Annotated in this window: 2 protein-coding genes; both read right to left on the minus strand. The window is 63.6% G+C overall.

What is annotated here, in order from left to right; genetic code table 11:
* Positions 1 to 982, minus strand: a 982-nt coding sequence (locus A5636_RS18160) for a PE family protein (protein WP_155763877.1), incomplete at its 3' end; no start/stop codon positions are given.
* A 381-nt stretch (positions 983 to 1,363) separates the two neighbouring features.
* Positions 1,364 to 4,142 (minus strand): beta strand repeat-containing protein (locus A5636_RS18165; protein WP_155763878.1); only part of this gene is annotated, 2,779 nt, incomplete at its 5' end.

Raw genomic sequence — 4,142 nt, forward strand, 5'->3', positions numbered from 1 at the left:
TTCTGGTTACACCCATAGCGTTTACTACAACTCTGGCAACACCAACACGGGGAACTTCAACTCCGGCTTCACCAACACTGGCACCGGTACCGCCGGTGCCACCATCACCTATCAGCAACCCCCCACGGCCGCCCACGCCACCGACACCACCGGTGCTACCAGACCCACCAGCTGACCCGTTGCCTCCGTCAACGCCGGGTCCACCGGACTCACCTGGCGCCAAACCGGGAGCACCGGCCGTACCCGTACCACCGGCGCCACCAGCACCGCCGTTCCCGAAATACCCGGCATTGCCGCCCACACCGCCAGTTCCGCCACCGGCCCCGCCGATGCCGCCGACGCCACCGCTGCCGAAGATCCCGGCGTTGCCGCCCACGCCGCCAGTGCCAGCGCCGAGCCCGCCAGCACCTCCGGCGCCACCCGCGCCGTACAACCATCCACCGGCGCCGCCAGTCCCACCCGCCGCACCGGCACCGCCGGCACCACCCATCCCGCCCACTCCGAACAGCCCGGCAGCGCCGCCACTGCCACCGGTCTGACCGACCCCGCCGGCCGCCCCGGCCCCGCCATTGCCGAACAACAATCCACCCGCGCCGCCGGACTGCCCCGGCGCCGACCCGCTCGCACCGTTACCGATCAACGAACGCCCCCACAACGCCCGGGTGGGCCCGTTCACCGCGTCCAACAAAACCTGCTCAACATTGAGCGCCTCAGCACCCGCATAGGACGACGCGCCTGCACCCAGAGCCCGCTCGAACTGGTTTTGAAAGAGCGCGAGCCGCGCGCTCAGGGCTTGATACTCCCGACCGTGCGCGCCAAACAACGCCGCAATAGCCGCCGAGATCTCATCCTCAGCCGCAGCTACGACGCTGCTGGTCTGAGCCGCCGCCGCCGCATTCGCCGCACCGATCGACGAACCGATCCTCGCCAGATCCGCAGCCGCAGCCGACACCAATTCCGGCGCAACAGTGATAAACGACATTCCACAACCTCTCAGCGGACAGGTTGGCAATCAGGTGACAACCCAGCGAATAGCGAGCCGGCGCCCACCACGCTCGGGAACCCAGGCAAGGGCCAACGATTCCAACCCAGCGATGCCGCGAAAAGGTCACTTCCTCCACTTTTGCCAGAGATCACCGGGCAAAGTGCACACCCGCCAACGGCAATAACGTCAGGGCAACCACCGGCGACAGCAACACGACCCGCCCCGCGCGCCACTCGATGAATGCCCTACGGACACACCAGCACTGAGCTGAGCTGGACGCAATCACATTCGAAGTCGCCGCCGAGAGCCGCTAGGGCTGCCGGACTACTTTCTGTCAGATCCTTACGGCCTGCTCGGCGCTGGGTTCGTGACGACGGTTCACAGACCCGTCAGCAAACCGAATATCAGATTGCCCACGTAAAGCGCCCGCGGGAAATAGCCGATGTCCTCGAAGCCCGAGGTGTAGACACCGATGTTCTTGATGCCCGAAAGCAGCGTGCCTGCGTTGAGGATGCCGGAGTTGGCGAGGCCCAGATCCAGCAGGCCCGATACCGCCGCACCCAGGGTGAGCACCCCGGAGTTCCCCAAGCCCGCGAGTAGCAAGCCCGAGTTTCCGGTGCCCGGTGTCAGCAGGCCCGAGTTTCCGGCGCCCGGTGTCAACACTCCGGAGCTGCCGAGCCCCAGGGCCAGGTAGCCGGAGGTCCCGCCGTTGAAGTTGAGCAGACCAGAGCTGCCAGCACCCGGGTTCAAGGTGCCGGAGTTCCCGACGCCCGGGTTGTACCGCCCAGAGCTGCCCAAGCCCAGATTGTTGTTACCGGAGTTTCCCCCACCCAGGTTGCTGGTGCCCGAAGTCCCACCACCGACGTTGCCCGTGCCCGCGTTCCCGCCGCCAGGGTTCTTGGTACCGGAGCTGCCGGCACCAGCGTTTTCAGTGCCCGAACTGCCGAAGCCGAGGTTGCCTGTGCCGGCGTTTCCGCCGCCGATGTTGCGGTTGCCCGAGCTCCCCGCGGACACATTGTTGCGGTCGCCCGAGCTTCCGCCACTTCCTGCGTTGTCAGTACCCGAGGATCCGCCTGTCGCGGTATTACCGAAACCCGAGCTCCCAGCGGCTGAAATGTTGCCGACGCCTGAGCTTCCGAAGGTGACTGCGGTGTTCCCGGCTCCCGAGTTCCCGGCGCTCCCATTGTTGTTATAGCCCGAGTTCCCGGCGCTGCCGTTGTTGCCGGTGCCCGAGTTTCCGGCGGTGCCGTTGTTCTTGGAACCAGAGCTGCCGCCGGACGCATTGTTGCCATTCCCCGAGGTTCCGACGCCACCGTTGTTGCCGGTGCCGGATTGACCGCCGCTGCCGTTATTGCCGGTGCCCGAGTTTCCGGCTGTTCCGTTGTTGCCGAAACCGGAGCTGCCGCCCGCAGCCGCATTCCGCTCACCCGAGCTCCCGAAGGTCGCCCCGGTGTTGCGGGAGCCCGAGTTCCCACCGCCGGCGCTGTTGTTGTCGCCCGAATTCCCCGCACTCCCCGAGTTCCCGGTACCCGAGTTTCCGGCGCTCCCGCCGTTGTTGATGCCCGAACTTCCGCCGGTGGCGAAGTTGCGCTCGCCTGAGCTCCCAAAAGTGGCCCCACTGTTGTTGGAGCCTGAGTTCCCGCCGCCGCCACTGTTGTTTTGGCCCGAATTCCCGACGCTGCCTGAGTTGCCTGAGCCCGAGTTACCGGCGCTCCCGTTATTGGAACTGCCCGAACTCCCGCCAGACCCGCCGTTGCTTTCGCCCGAACTACCCAAGGATCCGCTGTTTTTAGTGCCCGAGTTGCCACCGCCGCCGCTATTGCCAGTACCCGACTGCCCAGCGCCGGCGCTGTTCTGGAAGCCCGAGTTTCCGCCCGAAGCGGAGTTTTCGACACCTGAGGTCCCGAATCCCCCGGTGTTCTTGCTGCCCGCGTTCCCGCCGCCGGCGGCACCGTTGTGGTCGCCCGAATTTCCACCGCCGATACCACCGTTGTCGTGTCCCGAATTCCCGCCGCCGAGACCACCGTTGCCCGATCCTGAGTTCCCGAATCCGATACCACCGTTGCCCGAGCCCGAATGCCCGCCGCCGGCACCACCGTTACCGGTACCCGAGTTCCCGGCGCTGCCGCCGTTGTCAAAACCGGACGTTCCACCGCTGACTGTGTTCCGGTAACCCGATGTGCCGCCCGTTAGGGTGCCGTTGTCGTAGCCCGACGTACCCACACTTGCCCCGTTGCCGTAACCAGAATTGATTGCGCCAAAGGGCGTTCCAGTCTGGTCGTCACCCGTGTTGAGGTTGCCCGAGTTCCGGTCGCCTGTATTGGTGTCACCCGAATTGCCATTGCCCGTGTTGGTACTACCGGAGTTTCTGTTTCCGGTGTTGGTGTCACCAGAGTTGTTGTCACCGGTGTTGGTTTTTCCGGAGTTGCCGGTGCCGGTGTTGGTATTACCCGAGTTGTCGTTTCCGGTATTGGTGTTGCCCGAATTGGTGTTGCCGGTGTTGGTGTTGCCCGAGTTACCGGTGCCAGTGTTGGTGAAGCCGGAGTTGAAGTTCCCCGTGTTGGTGTTGCCCGAGTTGTAGTCGAACCGGTTGGTGTCGCCTGAATTCGCGCTGCCGGTGTTGGTAGAACCCGAGTTCTGGTCGCCGGTATTAGTGTTGCCCGAGTTCTGGCTCCCGGTGTTGGTCTTTCCGGAGTTACTGTCGCCCGTATTGGTGAAGCCCGAATTGTGGCTGCCCGTATTGGTGTTACCGGAGTTGAAGCTGCCCGTGTTGGTGTTGCCTGAGTTCGCATTACCGGTATCGGTGAAACCCGAGTTCAGGTTGCCGGTGTTGGTATCGCCCGAGTTCAGGTCCCCGGTGTTGGTGTTGCCCGAGTTCAGGTCCCCGGTTTTGGTCTTCCCCGAATTCAGGTTACCTGTGTTGGTATTGCCCGAGTTCAGATTCCCTGTGTTGGTATCACCTGAATTCAGGTCCCCGGTATTGGTCTTCCCCGAATTCAGGTTACCGGTGTTGGTATTGCCAGAGTTCAGATTCCCTGTGTTGGTGTTACCCGAGTTCAGGTCCCCGGTGTTGGTGTTACCCGAGTTCAAGAACCCGGTATTGGTGTAAACAGATTTAAAGATGACGGTGTAGAGGAAAACAGAATAGTATAAAACA

This window comes from Mycobacterium asiaticum, from assembly GCF_001673315.1.
GTDB lineage: Bacteria > Actinomycetota > Actinomycetes > Mycobacteriales > Mycobacteriaceae > Mycobacterium > Mycobacterium asiaticum_B.